The following is a 14,357-nucleotide window of genomic DNA, read 5'->3' as shown; positions in this document are numbered from 1 at the left end:
GATGATCGACAGGTTTACCTTTCCCATAATTGTGCTTGCGGCGGGGCAATCCCGCCGCATGCAAGGCCGTGACAAGCTGCTTGAGGACGTTGATGGTGTGCCGCTGATCCGGACCCAGGCCCAGAAAGCACGGGTTGCCACATCTGGCAGTGTGATTGTCGCGCTCCCGCCGCGCCCGCATCCGCGGTATGAGGCGCTTGATGGTTTGGATGTGACCGGTTTGCCGGTGCCGGATGCCGATACCGGAATGAACGCCAGCCTGCGCCGCAGTGTCGCCGCCCTGCCCAAAGACACCCCCTGTGTTATGGTTCTGCTTGGCGATTTGCCGGATTTGGAGGTTTCCGACCTGTGCAAACTGGCCCGCGCCGTGGATCTGCAAAGCGACACAGAGGTATGGCGCGGTGCAACGGCGCAAGGCGCGCCGGGTCATCCGATCATCTTTCGCAACACCCTGTTTGATGCCTTTGCCACCCTTAAGGGAGACAGCGGCGGGCGCGAAGTTGTGGCACGCGCCCAAGGGCATGTGGCACTGATCCCGCTGCCGGACAACCGCGCCCGCGGGGATTTGGACACTCCCGAAGACTGGGCCGCCTGGCGCAAAGCGCGAGACTGAGCGGCGACATCCGGTGAGGCCGGTTATGGTGACAAAAGGTGCGCCTCATGTTTGCGCAACGACCGCCGCGCCGCGCCGTATGCCATGACGCCTTCTTGGGTGGCCAGTTCGGGGAAAAGTTCAAAGATCTCATTGCGTTGATCTTGCGCGACGCCGGCAAGGGAATTGTCACCCGGTTGAAAGCTCTCGCTCCAGGCGCCGTCGGACAGGATCACCTCGTGCTGGTCAAACATCAGATGTACATAAGTCAGATCACTGGCCTGCACCACGTCGATGCCGGGCCGTGAGGTCAGATGTTTTGCCGCGACCAACACCTCGCGCTCTTCGAAGTAGAGCGCGCTTTGATCGCTGACAATCAACAGGCGGTGATTGGGCGAGACCAGCAAATCCTGCTCTGGCATGCCTTTGCCCAACGCCCCCTGCCGGATCAGCACGGGCCAAAGATGACTGTTGCGTGCCAATTCTGCACCCGACAATTGCCGTTGCCCGGCCCAGCGGATGGGCTGCAATCCGTTGTCGCGGGTGATCACATGGTCGCCCACTTGCAAGGTCTCTACCCGGCGCTGGCCTTTCGGCGTTGCGATCAATGTGCCGGGGGTGAAACAGGGCACAACGGCTTCGATCTCGTCAAAGCGCAGGGTTCCCGTGGCGGCGCCCTCCGCATCGAAATATTGCACCTCGCCCGATTGTTGGTCGTCGGTGAGGTAATTGATCTCGAACCGCCCGCCCTCAACGGCAGATCCGCGCAGGTCTAGCGTGTCGAAATCGACAGGCCCACTGCCGCCGTCGATCACATCGCCGATGGTCACGCCGGCGAAGAGATCCATACCCTCGCCGCCCGACATCGTGTCACTGCCCGCGCCGCCGCTGAGGATGTCATCGCCCATCGCGCCAAGCAACAGATCATTCCCCTCACCGCCCGACAACATGTCATCCGCGCCGCCGCCATCAAGCAGGTCGTTGCCCGCGCCGCCCTCCAGTATGTCGCTGTCTTCATTGCCAAAAAGGCTATCCTCGCCTTGACCGCCCAGCAATGTATCCGCGCCAGTTCCGCCGCTCAGATGGTCGTCGTCAATTTCCCCGTCCAGCAGGTCATCGCCCGCCCCCCCCAGCAGCAGATCATCATCATCGGCGCCATAGATCACGTCATTGCCATCGCCGCCGCTGACCGTATCGCGGCCATTGAACGGGCTTCGATCCGGAGTCGAAAGCGCGTCATCTTCGGGATCGTCGGGGATGTTCAGCAGATCCAGCCCAAGCGCCGGATCGAGACCGGCATAGATCGTATCATCGCCAGTGCCGCCAAAGATGTTGTCGCTGCCCTCGCCGCCAATGATCAGGTCCGCTTCGCTGTCGCCGTTGATCACATCGTCGTCCATCCCGCCGTCGATCGTGTCGGCCCCTGCGCCGCCGGTGATGGTGTCGCGGTCATCGCCGGTGCGGATCAGATCATCGCCTGCCCCGCCATCCACGGCATCGCGGTCATCTTCTGGATCATCGTCTGGGGCAAAGCTCAGATCGTCCGTCTCTGCCGCCGGGTAGCCCAAATCAGGGGCGGGCGTGCCAGCGCGGCCCGTGTCGATCACGTCATTGCCTTCGCCGCCGGTTACAGTTTCGCGGCCTGCGCTGTCGGTGATCAGATCATCACCTGCGCCACCTTCGATCACATCGTCGCCCGCCCCGGCCAAGATGGTGTCATTGCCCGCACCGGCGCGGATGAAATCGTCATCCGGTCCGCTGCCATGCAAAACCGCATCGGCGCTGTCAATCAAATCGCCGTCAGGATCATCAAGATAGTTTTCATCAATCAGTTCAGCTTCTTCGCTGCCATCGACAAAGCCATCACTGCCGGTCGGAGGGGCCACCATGATGGTGAACATCCCCTCATCGGACGCGCCTTCAGGGTCATCAGCGGGGCGGTCACTGACCGTGTACAGCACAGTCGCCATGCCGCTGAAGCCGGGATTGGGGGTGAAATTGACCGTGTTGTCGGGGTTGATCTCGACAAGGCCATCCTCACTTTGGGCGGCGATGAGAGTCAGCGCGTCTTCCGCGTCCGGGTCTGTATCATTGACAAGAACCTCATGCCCGATGATCGGAGTTTCATAGTCGGTTTCGGCGCTGTCATCTTCGGCCAGAGGCGCGTCATTCATCGGCAGAACCGACACGTTCACAATACTTTCAGCGGTGCCGCCCTTGCCGTCAGAAATGCGGTAGCTGACCGTGGTATCGCCGTGAAAATCCACCGCCGGTGTGAAAAGGATCTGCCCGTCTTGCAGGGACACGCCGCCATCGGGGCTGTCTGCTTCGATCAAGGTCAGAGGATCGCCGTCCGGGTCGCTGTCATTGGACAACACGTCGATCATCACTGCGGTGTCTTCCTGGGTTTCGATGCTGTCAGCCCCGGCAACCGGATCAGCATTGCCCTGACCGACAGTAACCACCGCCTCGCCCGTGTCCTTGGCGCCGCTGGGATCCACCACCGTATAAGTGATGATCGCATCGCCGCTGAACCCCTCTTCGGGGGTGAAGGTGACTGTGCCGTCGCCATTGTCCTCGATGCTGCCGGTGTCGCTGATCAGCTCCGCAATCGCCAGCGTCTCCGGGGCGTTATCAACATCTGTGTCATTGCCCAGAAGATCAATCACAACCGGCGCGCCGTAGGGTGTGGAGCCGGTGTCATCCTCCGCCACGGGAGCGTCGTTGACCGGCTGTACCGTTAGCGCAACAACGGCATCACCTTGGCCGCCGCGTCCATCTTCGATGGTGTAATTTATCTCAGCATCCCCGGCGAAGTCGGCGTCCGGGGTAAATGTCACTGTCCCGTCTTCGTTGATGACCACCTCGCCCTGTTCGCTGCTTGCCGCGCTCAGGATCAGGGGATCGCCGTCGGGGTCCGTGTCGTTGGCCAAAACCTGCAGGACGATGCTGTTGTCTTCGTCCAGTTCTGCGTTGTCATCTTTGGCGATGGGGTCGTGGTTTTTGGAAGATGGGTTCTTGTCCTCAAACACCAGATTGTCCACAGCACCCCCTTTGGGCAGGACCACTTCAACCCGGGCGGTGCCCGGCACCGACAGCTCGACCCGGCGTTCACCGCCATCTTCGGTTGGGTCAACCCAATGGTTTTCCATCACCTCACCGCTGTCATCATAAAAGATAAGCCGGGTCGCGCCGCCGGGCACGGCTTCGATGTCTTTGAATGTCAGGGATTTGATCCGCACCGGATCATCAAAATCGAAAAACAGGCTGCCAGCGGCATCGCTGCCGGTTTCCTCATCGGGATCATCTGGCGCGGCGATGATCAACGCGCCGCCAAGTTTGTCAGAGGCCAGATCGGCGTCCTGCCCCTGGGCATCAGAGGTATCAATCACCCGCGCCAGCCCGGCGCCGCCCTTGGCCGAGATGTTGATCCCATGCGCCGCATAGGCGTCCTCAACAGCAATGCCTGCGGTCAATGCGTTGAAATCAATGATCTTAATCATAGCGGATTCTCCTAAGCAATGATGCATCCGGCACATTTTGCACCGTCGATGGCCGACAAAGGTGGACGAAGGCCCAAACGGGCCCGCAGACATTATACGGCCCTCGGACCCTGCCCAATAAGTCTCAACAGAGAGTGGAGAGCGGCCTTCGCATCGAAGGAAAAATGCGGAGCATTTAGTTCAAGGTGTTGTGGGCGAACTTGGCTGATCATTTTGCCTAACTGGCTCACCGCCCCGCGCACGACCTTGCCGAAAAAACCAGCGCCGCCCCCAAGCCCCCCTTGACACTGACGTTAGTGTCATACCGCTAAGGCTGCCTCCTCATCATGGATGAGACATCATTTCAGACAGGAGAACACGAGAAATGACACAGACGCGAGATTGGCAGGATAAGGTTGCCATCGTGACCGGCGGCAGCTCTGGCATTGGCAAGGCGACAGCGCAGGAGCTAGCTGCACACGGGGCGCATGTTTTGATCACAGGGCGCAATGCAGATCGTCTGGTGCAGGTGACGGCCACGCAGCCCGAGATCCGGTCGTTGCAGGCGGACAGCGCAGATGCGGACAGCGGCAAACAGATCGTTGAGGCGGCGCTGGACCATTGGGGGCGGATTGATCTGGTCGTAAACAATTCCGGCGCGGGCCAGCCCCAGCCGATGGAGGGCTATGACGCGGGCATCATCACCAAAATGGCAGCGGTGAACATCACTGCGCCGTCACAGTTGGTCGCCGCAGCCCGTGCCGCCTTGAAAGACAGCAAGGGGGCCATCGTTAACATCAGCACCGCTGTGACCCGAAACGCCGTGCCGATGCTGGCACATTACGCAGCAACCAAAGCGGCGCTGGAACATCTGACCAAATCATGGGCGATCGAGCTTGCCGGAGATGGGATCCGCGTCAATGCCATTGCCCCCGGTCCGGTCAAAAGCGGCGCGTTGACGGGGATGATGGGCCTGCCCGATGAAATGGCGCAGCAGATCGAAGCGCAAGAAGCGGCGCAGATCCCCTTGGGACGGCGGGGCGTGACCGCCGATATCGTGCCATGGATTTTGCGGTTGGGCGGTTCGGACAATGAATGGCTCACCGGTCAGGTTTTGACCATCGATGGCGGATGGGCATTGCGAACCTGACCCAAGATCTTGGATGGGCGGATGACGTTATCCGCCCATCGCGACTTGATCCATCCATGAAACCCTACCACATATGTCAGGGTAGCCGACAAGGAGACAGAGATGCAGGCGAAGGAAGCGGCCGAAAGGCTAGAAATCACCCAACGCATGTTGCGTCACTACGAAAAAGAAGGGCTGCTGACGGTGGACCGCACCCTTAACGGCTACCGCCACTATACCAATGCCGATCTGCGCCGCGCCGGGCGGATCCGTGATTTCATCGCCTCCGGTTTCTCCACTCGAGAGATCAGAGCGATGAGCGCCTGCCTGTCCGACGATGGCGATGGCCCATGCGAGGGTGGTGTCGAGATGCTGAAGCAAAAGCTTGCGGATATTGATCGACTTCGGGATGAGTTGACCCAGCGCCGGGCGACAGTTCTGGACAGGCTGGAGGTCTTGGAACAGGGCCTTGCGAGAGAGGCAGCATTGGCGGCACGGATTACGGAAGACAGCTAAATCAGAGCCTGCATGCGCATCCAGAACCAAAGTTCCATGAAAAGACTGCGCCCCCGGCAATCAAATTGCCAGGGGCGCCGCATTGTTCAGATCAAGCCTTTGGATTAAGGGCCGTCCGCGCCATCAAACGGGTTCTCGGCGACACCGACCAATTGCAACAGCATCTCGCCACTGTCCGCTGCCGCGGCTTCGGCAAAATCGACATCAACCCGGTCAACCGCGGCCTGTTTGGACGCAAGATCATCACGCAAATACAAGGACATCGCGGCGCTGGCATCTGCGGTATCAGACATGCCTTTGATCACCGAGAAATAGGTGCCGATCTCGGTCTTATCCACCAAGAACGCCTGATCACCACGTTGCAGGTCGATGAATTCTTGCGTGGCATCGCCCGGTGGATCGCTTTTTGCGCCTTCCAGCACCCGCAGAATAAAGGTGCCGCGGGTCACATTGCCCTGATCAAGCTGCCCGACCCAGAAATCCAGCCCCGCCTGATCCGGTGTCCGGCCCAGCACGTTGGAATAGACCTGTGTTGCGAAATCCAGATTGGTGGCGTCTGTGGGATAGGTGGCGCGGGTTTCGTCCTGATCCAGGAACAACGCCGCCATTTCGTCCAAAGACGTACCATTGGCAAAGGCCGACCCCCAGAAATACAGGCCAAGCGCGTCCGGTGCGCGATTGAAATAAGCGATGTAGAGCTCAATAAAAGTGTCAATCTGCGCCTGATCCAGCCCGGTGATGCCTTGCACAACCGACAGATCAAAATCGCCCTGATCGAAGATGGACCAACCGCTTGAGAACGACAGCGTTTCGATGCCTGTCAGGGTATCGGTGCCATCACCGTCTGTTTGCCGGTCCTCGATGACAATCCCGCCATCTGCGGACATTTGCAAAGTATATCGGCCCATCGCGCCGGTGAAGCCCGCGGTGTCTTCGCCGTCACCGCCATTGATCCCGTCATTGGCTGCGCCGCCGGTCAGATGGTCGTCATCTGCCCCGCCGAACAAGACATCCTCATCCGCGCCGCCGGTCAGGGTGTCGTTGCCCTCAAGACCGAACAGAACATCGGTCCCCAATCCGCCATCAAAGCTATCGGCGTTCTTGGACAGATAGAACCAATCGCCGTGTTCCGAACCCTCAACGTTGCCATCCAGACTGACCACAAAGCTTGGATCGGAATTACGCGAGCCCAGAACCAGCGTGTTGAGCGAGGCAGAAATCCCCGGCAGCGCATTGGTCAGCGCAGTGATCAAGGCCTGCACTTGCCCTGCGGCTTGGTCCTGCACCTGTTGCGCGTCACCCGTCGATTGTTCGGTCAGCAAAGTCCCGATGCCTTGCAGCGCCTCAAATGCCTGCGCCGCCGCGGTTTCCGCCGCGCCGGTGGCTGCGTTGAAAGTTGCGTTGGTCGCGCCCTGCCCCAGCAATTCACCAATCACACTGTCGTTCGACCCGATAAAGGCCATGATCGCATTGCCTGCGGCCTCACCCAAAAGCGAATAAAATTCGCCCAGCGTGCTGCCGCCATAGCCGTTGGCCGGATCGCCAAAGACGGACCAGATGCCGGTGTCGGGATCAATGTCAAAGATCGGCGAATTGAAGATGCCGTCTTGCTGGCCCCAAAGCAGTTCTGCTGTGCGGGCTTGGGCGGCGTTGAACAATTGCTCAATCTCGTCGGTGGTCCCGCCCGAGGGATCGAGGTTGTCGATCGCGTCCCGCAGCGACATCTCGCGGGGGAAATCGGCCATCGCGGCGCGGACCTGATCCAGCGGGCCGGTGATGCCTGAATAATCGCCTTGCGCCCAAGCTTCGATAAAGGCACGGGCCTCAGGTGGCAGTTGCACATTGGGGTTGTTCAGCAGTTGCTGAAAGATAAAGGGGCTGATCGATTCAAGCGCGGTTTGCGCCGTATCAAGCAGGTCCAGATATTGCCCGACGCTCATGCCGAGAATGTCATCCACGGACCCCGGCGGAGAAAAGCCGCCGCTGTAGGCGCCGATGGTGCCAAATGAGTCAAAGGATTGGTTAAATGCGTTCGTAAACGCCGCGTAATCTATGTCCATGGAACAGCCCACTCGTTGAATCAAAATATGGCGATACTAAACACCGGATTTTGAGTTCTGAAAACGGGGATTTTGCGGGAGATTCTATGTTTTTCGCGTGTTGACCCCTGCGTTTAGGGGGGTTGACGGACGCCGCTTTGGCGAAGGGCGGGAATAATCGGCCAGCGCCTTACGCTATAGGTTGCAATCTACGAGTTGAGCGGATGACAGGCCCAGCACCCGTTAGATCCACGCCAGCGTGAGCGCCGCCAGAACAAGATACCGCGTGCCTTTTGCAATGGTCACAAAAACAAGAAACGGCCCAAGCGGTTCCCGCATTAGGCCCGCCGCAACGGTCAATGGATCCCCAACAATCGGCAGCCAACTGCCCAAGAGCGACCAGCGCCCATACCGCCTGTACCACCCTTGTGCGCGGGCCAGCCGGGCCTTTGAGCTTGGGAACCAAGCGCGATCTTGAAACCGCAGCAAGTAACGCCCCAGATACCAGTTGATCACCGATCCTAACACATTCCCGACGGTCGCCACGATCAGAAGAGTCAATGCCGGATGCCCCCCGCCAAGCAGCAGCCCTACCAAAACCGCCTCGGACTGCATCGGCAGGATCGTCGCGGCGATCAGGGCAGACAGGAACAGGCCGGTATAGGCGATCATGGGCGGGCATAGTCCAAAAGGTCAAAATCAGGTGGAACAACAATGGCACCGCGGATCACGGTTTCGGTCACCTAACGCAACGCCGCCTGCCCCACAATCAACGCCTTCCGACTTCACGTCAGAGCGACCGATCTGGCAGAGGTCATATATCCCGATAACTGGTCAATTCGGGGAAGAGATCGTCCATCATCCTGCCGCGCGGGGTTTTGCGGCTTTGTGGGTCCATCGTCTGCCTGACATCGTCAAAAAAGTTCTCAAAACCGCCAAGGAAATCGGCATAGGCGTTAAAAGGGAACGGCAGCGTGCTTGACAGATTACCGGCATGTTTGAACAGCCGCCCAAACTGCTTCGCCGATGCCTCTGGGTTTTTGCGAATGGAGGCCGGATCAAGGTTCATCCAGGCATCATAGATGCCCAGAATGGCGGCACCGTTGTTCATATAGTCTGCACCCTTGGCAACGCCCGCGCCCATCTTGCTCAGCATCTGACCGCTTTTTTCCATATTGGCGGCGCCAAGGAAATCAGCCTTTTCGCGCATGGTGGAGGCTGCCAATTTCGCCAGTTTGCCCGAATTGTTTAGGACATATGCCACCTTTTGCGGATCGCGCATCAGATCGGCAAATTTGGGGTTGTTCACAATCTCCCGGCAAAGTGCAAATTGTTCCGTAAACCAACTGTTGTCGCCCATGGTGGCTCCTATCAACGCAATTGCCCGACCAATAAATTTCGGGCTGCAAAAAGCGAAGAATGCACCGGGAGAAATGGATTGGCAAATCCGTCGGCGGTGAAGCGCCGTGCCGAGGTCAATGGACCCTGATCCTAGGCGCTGGGCGGATGGTTTCGCTTCCACCAATCCCGCATGGCAAAAAACACGTCTTCCATGTCTTTGGCCAAAGGCGTGGCGCTGTATTCGACGCGCGGCGGCACCTCTGCATAAACTTTGCGGGTGATCAGCTTGTCCTCCTCCAACGCTCTGAGCTGATTGGTCAGCATGGTCTGGCTGACCCCTTCCAACCGTCTTTTGAGTTCTCCAAACCTTTGGGTGCCGTCAAACACCAGTATTTGCAGAATAATCAGCTTCCATTTGCCGCCAACCAGCGAAACGATATCTGGCATCGGGCACGGCAATTGGCACAGTCCTGCTGCGGTGGGTGGGATTGGTGATGGTGTTTTGGTCATGTGATCCTGCTCCAATGGTACAAAAAACTGTACTACCCCAAAAAATAATGCCTACTTGTGAAACCGTACTTTTCCAATAGCTAACCTGCAACCGTCATTGCCGGCGGGAACTATCTGGAGAAGACATTATGACGACAACACCCAGCCTCCGCGACCGTATCAATGCCATCGTTGCAAAATGGGGGACAGAAACAGACAGCGTGCCCCATCAAGCCGTCTGGGATGCAATTGCCCAATGTGCCGAGGACCAGCCATTGACCTTGGTGAACCACTTCAAAATGCGCGAAACCGCGTCATATGAGGCGGGCCATGCAGAGGCAGGCTCCGGTCTCACCGGACAAGAGGCCTTTCAACGTTATGGGGCGGTAAGCATGCCCGGCCTCGAACAGGTCGGCGGGCATTTCTTGATGGTTGCACCCTTTATGGGATCCTTCATCGGTGCGGCAGAGGATTGGGATCTGGTCGCTATCGGATCCTACCCAAATCCGGGGGCCTTGCTGGCGCTTTTTGAGATGGATGCCTACCGTGAGGCCTATGCGCACCGCGTGGCCGCCTGTGCAGATCAACGGGTATCCCTCTGCCTTGGCTAAGGCGCATCGGGGACTTTGGAACGGGGCGGTGCATTGCAAACTGCCCCGTTTTACCGGACCTGATGCTTGATTTCAGGGAAAGCAGGATCGTCCCGACCGGCATGTGCGTTTCACATGTTGCCATAGCCAAGGGTTTGGCAGCCGCCAAATTCGGAACCCCGATCAAATCCGCCGAATGTCGGCTGAGACCCCGTACTTACATTCGCGCGGTGTTGCAGCTAGTGTCGGCTTCGACAAACGACATAACTCAGCGGGTCTTTTTGAACATGTTCTTGAAAAATGCTTGGTACGTTGCGGCGTGGGATCATGAAATCACCCGTGAGTTGCAGCAAATCATGGTTCTAGGTGAGAAAATCTGCGTGTTCCGCTCAGAATCTGGAGATTTGGTCGCGCTCGAAGATGCATGTCCGCACCGCAAGCTTCCGCTGTCCAAAGGTCGGATCAAGGGTGATACGGTTGAATGTGGCTACCACGGACTGACCTTCAACTGTGTCGGCCAATGCGTATGGGCACCCGGTGCCAGTGGCATTCCATCAAACGCCAAAGTACACGCCTATCCGCTGCATGAAAAATACGGGCTCGTGTGGATCTGGATGGGCAATCCTGCGCTTGCAGATGTGTCTGACATCTTTGAAATTGAGAATTACGATAGTCCCGATTGGGGAATCAACCGTGGCGCAGCGATGGAGCTTGACTGCAATTACCTGTTGATGTGTGACAATCTGCTGGACCCGACCCACGTTGCCTGGGTGCATCAAAGCAGTTTTGCTGCCGATGCGACAAAGGACACGCCGCTCAGGATCAAAAAAACCGACGACGGGGTGATCGTGCATCGCTGGATGATGGATCACGAACCCGCGCCATTCTACAAAAAGGTCGTTGAATTCGAAGGCAATTGCGACCGGCTGCAACACTATGAAGTGCGCTATCCCTCTCATGCTTTGATCAGGGCCGTGTTCACGCCAGCGGGAACGGGCGGCCCTGATGGCCCGTTGCATGAGAACACGTTTATCATGGACAGCTACAACTTCATGACGCCGACAACCGAGGGGCAGACGCGTTACTATTGGTTCCAATTGCGCAATATCAGACCCGAGGATGAGGCCCTTAGTCAGATGATGAGCGATGATGTGCAGCACGCCTTTGAGGAAGATCGAGCTGTCTTGAATGAGGTGCAAAAGGGTATGGCCAATAAAGCATCACCGCATATCGATTTGCCAATCGACGGTGGTCAACTGCGGTTCAGGAGGCAACTCCAAGCAATGATCAACGAAGAACGTGAAGTTGATCAGCAGATGGCCGAATAGTTCAAAATCGCAAGGCAGTCATTTGGAAGAGCGGACTCGTTGTCTGCTCTGAGCGGCATGACCCAAACAGGCCGCGACCCGAACCAGAAAATTCAGGCCGGTTTTCTACCGGGCAAAGATCCCTTGGATCAGAGTTTTGCGGATGTGTGGTACCCAAGGCCGGACTCGAACCGGCACGCCTCGCGGCGGGGGATTTTGAATCCCCTGCGTCTACCATTCCGCCACTTGGGCACAGCGCCGATTTAGCCTGCATCATCGGTGCGGGCAAGGGTAATTCTTGGGATATTTTGCCCAGCCCTTGACCGCGCCCGTCTGCCGTGGTGTTGCAGAGGCAACGAAGGGATGCGAACCGATGATCAAACGCCTTTATCAGTGGACCCTGAGCCTTGCAGAGCATCCTAATGCCCTTTGGGCATTGTTTCTGGTGGCCTTTGTGGAAAGCTCGTTTTTTCCGATCCCACCGGATATTCTGATGATCCCGATGATCATCGCGCGGCCGCAGCGGGCATGGTTGATTGCCTCGGTGGCGCTGTTTGCATCTGTTCTGGGCGGTTTGCTGGGCTACGCGATCGGGGCCTTGGCGTTTGAGACATTGGGCCAGCCGATTCTCAGCTCTTTGGGCAAGGCTGATGCCATGGCGGAATTCTCGGAGCGGTTTAACGATCTGGGGTTCTGGGCGGTGCTGACGGCAGGGGTGACCCCCTTCCCCTACAAAGTGATCACCATCATGTCCGGTTGGACCGGAATGCCGCTGGCGACCTTTATCGTGACCTCGATCCTTGCGCGGGGTCTGCGGTTTTTCATTGTCGCCGGATTGCTGTGGCAGTTTGGCGCACCGATCCGGGATTTCATTGAACGCAGGCTGGGTCTGATGTTCACTCTGGCCGTGGCCCTGCTGTTGGCCGGTTTCTTTGCGGTGCGATATCTATGACACGTAATGGTTTGATTTTGCTGGCGACATTGGGTTCCGCCGGCCTGCTTCTGGGCGCTTTCGGGTTTCAGCATATTGGCGGGTTGGCCCCTTGCAAGATGTGCCTGTGGCAACGCTGGCCCCATGCTGCGGCGGCGCTGATTGGTGCGGTTTTGCTGTTTGGCGGCCCGCGCATGCTGGCTTGGCTCGGTGCCTTGGCCGCGCTGAGCACCGGATTGATCGGGGCCTATCATGCCGGTGTCGAATGGGGCTTTTGGCCCGGCCCATCCAGCTGCACGGGTGGCGGCATGGACATGGGCGGGATGGACGGATCGGCCCTGCTGTCGCTGGATGCGCCTTTGGGCATGGTGATGTGCGATGAGGTGGTTTGGTCGCTGTTTGGTCTGTCGATGGCGGGCTGGAACGCGGTGATTGCCTTTGCCCTGACCGCCCTTTGGGTCAAGGCCGCCCGAATGGCGTGACCCTCAGCCGGACTTTTTGGTCTTGAGCAGCAGACTGGTTTCGCTGGCCACAACCCCATCAAGTTTACGAATGCGCGACAGCACACCGTCGAACCCCTCGAGCGTTTCGGTGCCGATCTCGACGATCACATCCCAGCGGCCATTGGTGGAATGCACTGCCCGCAACTCTGGCATAGAGGACAGCTGACGGGTGATCCGTTCGGCCCCGCGCCCTTCGATTTCGATCATCATCAGGCCGCGTACCGGGTCATGCATGACATCGGCCCGCGTCACGACGGAAAAGCCGACAATCTCGCCACGTTCCTTGAGCCGGGCCATGCGGGCCCGCACTGTGGCACGCGACAGATCCAGAATCGCCGCCAGATCAGACAATGATCTGCGGGCGTCATGCCGCAATGCGGCGATCAGGCGGTGATCCATTTCGTCCATGTTGACCTTCCAATTTGAACAATCACCCCTCAATACGGCCAGTTTGATCAATTGTCGATGCATCCTTTTGGTAGATATGAATAGAGAAACACAGATTGAGGATCTTCCCATGACACAACAGCATTGCATTTTGGTCGGCGCCCCGATGGACAGCGGCAAGCGGCGCAAGGGTTGCCTGATGGGTCCGGATGCCTACCGCACGGCTGGTCTGGCCGAGGCGCTGCGCGATCTGGGTCACCAGGTCAGCGATCGGGGCAATGTGGCCCCTGCCCCCTATGTGGCCAAAGAACATCCCAAACTGGTTGCCCTCGAAGAAACCATCGCATGGACCGAAGCCTTGGCCGACGCCGCCGAGACCACGATGAAAGATGGTTTGCCGATCTTTCTGGGCGGCGATCATGCGCTGGCGCTGGGCACGGTATTGGGCGTGATGCGCCATGCCAAAACTGTGGATCGCCCGCAATTTGTGCTGTGGCTTGATGCACATAGCGATTTTCATACGCCTGATACCACCGACAGCGGCAACCTTCACGGCACGCCCTTGGGCTATGTGACGGGGCGTGAAGGCTTTGACAGGTTTCCGGCTGTAGACACGCCATTGCCACAAGACAACGTGGCAATCATTGGTTTGCGGTCTGTGGATGCGGCGGAACGGGCTGCCTTGCAAGAGACGTCGATAATCCATGTCGACATGCGCGAAATTGACGAAAGCGGCATTGCCCGTCCATTGGCCGCATTCCTAGACAAAGTTGCCGCCGCCAATGGGTTGCTGCATGTCTCTCTGGATGTGGATTTTCTGGATCCCTCCGTCGCTCCGGCGGTTGGCACCACGGTGCCGGGCGGCGCAACGGTGCGCGAAGGGCATCTGGTGATGGAGATGTTGCATGACAGCGGCTTGATGACCTCGCTGGATCTGGTGGAGTTGAACCCGTTTCTGGACGAACGCGGGCGCACCGCCTCCTTGATGGTGGATCTGGCCGCATCGGCGCTGGGTCGCCGCGTGTTTGATCGCCCGACACGCGCGTTCTGA

At 58.4% G+C, this 14,357-nt stretch carries 14 protein-coding genes and 1 tRNA gene; 8 read left to right on the top strand and 7 right to left on the bottom strand.

Translation table 11 applies throughout. The annotated features are described in order from the left end of the window. The first annotated feature begins 1 nt into the window (after position 1). Positions 2 to 613: a nucleotidyltransferase family protein gene (locus C8N31_RS06940; RefSeq protein ID WP_025048182.1), complete on the top strand. Its 612-nt coding sequence runs from the start codon at positions 2 to 4 to the stop codon at positions 611 to 613. Between the two features lie 23 nt (positions 614 to 636). Here C8N31_RS06940 and C8N31_RS06935 read toward each other — a convergent pair whose 3' ends face one another. Then, positions 637 to 4,095, bottom strand: coding sequence for an Ig-like domain-containing protein (locus C8N31_RS06935; protein WP_025048183.1), 3,459 nt, complete (start codon positions 4,093 to 4,095; stop codon positions 637 to 639). Between the two features lie 364 nt (positions 4,096 to 4,459). On the opposite strand from C8N31_RS06935, the gene C8N31_RS06930 reads away from it, so the two are divergent. Both C8N31_RS06930 and C8N31_RS06925 read left to right on the top strand, forming a co-directional pair. Continuing rightward, the gene (locus tag C8N31_RS06930; RefSeq protein WP_025048184.1) at positions 4,460 to 5,224 is read left to right on the top strand and encodes an SDR family NAD(P)-dependent oxidoreductase; all 765 of its coding nucleotides are present in this window, start codon (positions 4,460 to 4,462) and stop codon (positions 5,222 to 5,224) included. A 102-nt stretch (positions 5,225 to 5,326) separates the two neighbouring features. Then, positions 5,327 to 5,719 carry a MerR family transcriptional regulator gene (locus C8N31_RS06925; protein WP_025048185.1) on the top strand — a complete coding sequence of 131 codons (393 nt, stop codon included), beginning with the start codon at positions 5,327 to 5,329 and terminating at the stop codon, positions 5,717 to 5,719. 104 nt (positions 5,720 to 5,823) lie between these two features. Here the strand turns inward: C8N31_RS06925 and C8N31_RS06920 are convergent, their stop codons facing one another. The 4 genes from C8N31_RS06920 to C8N31_RS06905 all read right to left on the bottom strand — a co-directional run bounded on the left by C8N31_RS06920 (position 5,824) and on the right by C8N31_RS06905 (position 9,546). Next, the gene (locus tag C8N31_RS06920; protein ID WP_025048186.1) at positions 5,824 to 7,779 is read right to left on the bottom strand and encodes a DUF4214 domain-containing protein; all 1,956 of its coding nucleotides are present in this window, start codon (positions 7,777 to 7,779) and stop codon (positions 5,824 to 5,826) included. Positions 7,780 to 8,001: 222 nt separating this feature from the next. Continuing rightward, positions 8,002 to 8,430, bottom strand: a complete 429-nt coding sequence (locus C8N31_RS06915; RefSeq protein ID WP_025048187.1) for a YqaA family protein — start codon at positions 8,428 to 8,430, stop codon at positions 8,002 to 8,004. A 142-nt stretch (positions 8,431 to 8,572) separates the two neighbouring features. Further along, a complete protein-coding gene (locus C8N31_RS06910) occupies positions 8,573 to 9,118 on the bottom strand; it encodes a hypothetical protein (protein ID WP_025048188.1) in 546 nt (181 codons plus the stop codon). 131 nt (positions 9,119 to 9,249) lie between these two features. Continuing rightward, positions 9,250 to 9,546, bottom strand: coding sequence for a winged helix-turn-helix transcriptional regulator (locus tag C8N31_RS06905; protein WP_231476798.1), 297 nt, complete (start codon positions 9,544 to 9,546; stop codon positions 9,250 to 9,252). A 191-nt stretch (positions 9,547 to 9,737) separates the two neighbouring features. Between C8N31_RS06905 and C8N31_RS06900 the strand changes: the two genes are divergently transcribed. Further along, positions 9,738 to 10,199, top strand: a complete 462-nt coding sequence (locus tag C8N31_RS06900; RefSeq protein WP_025048190.1) for a DUF1330 domain-containing protein — start codon at positions 9,738 to 9,740, stop codon at positions 10,197 to 10,199. A 266-nt stretch (positions 10,200 to 10,465) separates the two neighbouring features. After that, positions 10,466 to 11,506 (top strand): Rieske 2Fe-2S domain-containing protein, encoded by a 1,041-nt coding sequence (locus tag C8N31_RS06895; protein WP_025048191.1) that lies wholly within the window; start codon positions 10,466 to 10,468, stop codon positions 11,504 to 11,506. Between the two features lie 147 nt (positions 11,507 to 11,653). On the opposite strand, the gene C8N31_RS06890 is transcribed toward C8N31_RS06895, so the two are convergent. Next, a tRNA-Leu gene (locus tag C8N31_RS06890) sits at positions 11,654 to 11,737 on the bottom strand. Between the two features lie 121 nt (positions 11,738 to 11,858). Here C8N31_RS06890 and C8N31_RS06885 point away from each other — a divergent pair. Then, a complete protein-coding gene (locus tag C8N31_RS06885; protein ID WP_025048192.1) occupies positions 11,859 to 12,437 on the top strand; it encodes a YqaA family protein in 579 nt (192 codons plus the stop codon). Beyond that, positions 12,434 to 12,898: a disulfide bond formation protein B gene (locus tag C8N31_RS06880; RefSeq protein ID WP_025048193.1), complete on the top strand. Its 465-nt coding sequence runs from the start codon at positions 12,434 to 12,436 to the stop codon at positions 12,896 to 12,898. Before C8N31_RS06885 ends, C8N31_RS06880 begins: the two co-directional genes overlap by 4 nt. 3 nt (positions 12,899 to 12,901) lie before the next feature. On the opposite strand, the gene C8N31_RS06875 is transcribed toward C8N31_RS06880, so the two are convergent. After that, positions 12,902 to 13,327 (bottom strand): Lrp/AsnC family transcriptional regulator, encoded by a 426-nt coding sequence (locus tag C8N31_RS06875; protein WP_025048194.1) that lies wholly within the window; start codon positions 13,325 to 13,327, stop codon positions 12,902 to 12,904. Positions 13,328 to 13,436: 109 nt separating this feature from the next. Here C8N31_RS06875 and rocF point away from each other — a divergent pair, with 109 nt between their 5' ends. Then, the gene (gene rocF, locus C8N31_RS06870; protein ID WP_025048195.1) at positions 13,437 to 14,357 is read left to right on the top strand and encodes an arginase; all 921 of its coding nucleotides are present in this window, start codon (positions 13,437 to 13,439) and stop codon (positions 14,355 to 14,357) included.

The sequence above is a fragment of the Sulfitobacter mediterraneus genome, from assembly GCF_003054325.1.
In the GTDB taxonomy this organism is placed as follows: Bacteria; Pseudomonadota; Alphaproteobacteria; order Rhodobacterales; family Rhodobacteraceae; genus Sulfitobacter; species Sulfitobacter mediterraneus.
This window is presented reverse-complemented; position numbering and strand designations above follow the sequence as displayed.